The sequence below is a fragment of the Lentilactobacillus hilgardii DSM 20176 = ATCC 8290 genome (assembly GCF_000159315.1).
GTDB classification, from domain to species: domain Bacteria; phylum Bacillota; class Bacilli; order Lactobacillales; family Lactobacillaceae; genus Lentilactobacillus; species Lentilactobacillus hilgardii.
Genome location: NZ_GG669992.1, coordinates 857075 through 858977, shown reverse-complemented (window position 1 = coordinate 858977; position 1903 = coordinate 857075). Strand labels below are relative to the sequence as shown.

Genomic DNA, 1903 nt, shown 5'->3' with positions numbered 1-1903 from the left:
GTTACCAATATGGCTGCTGCTTGGACACAAGCTCCGAATGAAGTTGCCGTTTGGGGTGGTACAAGTGCCGCTGCAACATTTGTAGCGATCGTTGCACTTGCTAATACCATTGGCCGATTCTTCATGGGCTGGTTATCCGATATTACCCGAAGAAAAACCGTGTTCTTCATCACTTATATCATTCAATTGCTTTCGCTGATTGCTTTGTTGATGACGAAACCCGGCTCAATGAGCATGGCGATGATGTAAATGGCCTTCTGCTTTGGTGGTAATATTACGGTATTTCCAACTTATGTCTCCGATTACTTTGGATTAAAAAATACGTCACGCAATTATTCAATGATCTACCAAGGATTCGGAATTGGTGCCATTATCATTGGCTTCTTAATGGCTTCCGGTAATCCACTGGATCCAAAGAAAGTCACGTTATCCAACGGGGCTGTTTTAACCCAAAACTTTACTTTAACCTACTGGGTACTTCTGGTTATGGTTGTTATTTCATTAGCAATTTTTGCATTTATTAAGAAGCCGGTTAAAAAGTAAGTTGTTGACTAAAAATCAAGCAAAAAAAGCTGGATTTTAGACAACAGTCTATCTAAACCACAAATAATAAAACGAGGATGCAACAAGTCAATGCCGCATCCTCGTTTTATTTTCTCTCTCTTCAATTAATATGTACCCTCTTACTAACTCCTCGGCTATGGATAGCCAGCACGTCACAAAAGGACTGGCTCCATTTAAAAGCCCTTCATTGCTTCCAATTTTTTCCTATAAGCACAAAAATAGGCCTCAGGTTTGCTATGCGTTTCAACCTGAGTGCCTATTGATCGGAAGGGATATTATTACTAAGGGTTAATGCCCACTCTTGTTTAAATCTAATGTCTTATCGCCTCAATTTAACTTATTAAATTGACCTACTGTCGCAAACTTGAATCGGTTTTATAATTTAACTTTTGATAAATTTGCCGTGCGATCAATTTGATGTTTCGTGAAACTTTGGAACTTTTAAAACTGTCAATTAGTGGTACTGAACATTCGTGCTACAAAAATCTCATTTTTAATAATCGGATCTGTGAATCTGTTATCTATGCGTCAATTTGATATCACATCAATTTAACAGCTTATCGGATTCATCGATCTACTACAAGCGACCCCTGTACAATTATCTATTCGATTACTCCACTGAGTATTAATAGTCGATCTTTAAATCCATTTCGCATGATTGGATCATTTTATATTCAAACACTTAATCACCTGAAATTAATTTTGTCATCCTCGCTTGTAATCATCCTAGCCAATGTTACTGCTTAAAACTCATACTCACCAAGATTAATCATCCATCACTTCAAATTACAAACATTTGAAAATAAGTTTATATTTCCAACAAGTACTTGCTGGTGGAAGAACATTCAAAGTAGGTTTAAACCCTTGATGCTTCGAACTTCTCTTCTCTTCCCTTCCTTGACTATATAATACCACATCCGTAAGCGTTTGCAAGAGTTGAGACTCACATTTAAAACGAATCCCTTATCCCTTGATATAACCGACTTTTACATGCATCTTCAATATTAAAACACCCCTGAATTCGATCATGATACTGAATTTAGGGGTTTTTATTTTGTCTTTTATATCCTAGTTTGCTTTAACCAGTCAATCTGGACAAATATCAAATCAGCGATAACCCAATAATGTAAAGCGCCATGTTCAGTGACGCTGTTCGCATATGAATAATACCATCAGTCGTTTAAAACTTTGCAGTTCCATTAACTTTGTTATTACCCTGCTTGTCGTAGTAAAGCTTGATGACATTCATTTTGTGGTAGAAAGCTCTTTTAAATAGTTACAGATACAATGTAAAGTCATAAAAATTGCCAATTCTTTTTTATACGAAAACTTTTTTTAT

General features: G+C 36.2%; 1 pseudogene. It reads left to right on the top strand.

The annotated features are described in order from the left end of the window. Nucleotides 1-543, top strand: a pseudogene (locus HMPREF0519_RS14665) (MFS transporter); the annotation flags it as partial. Between the last annotated feature and the right edge of the window lie 1360 nt (nucleotides 544-1903).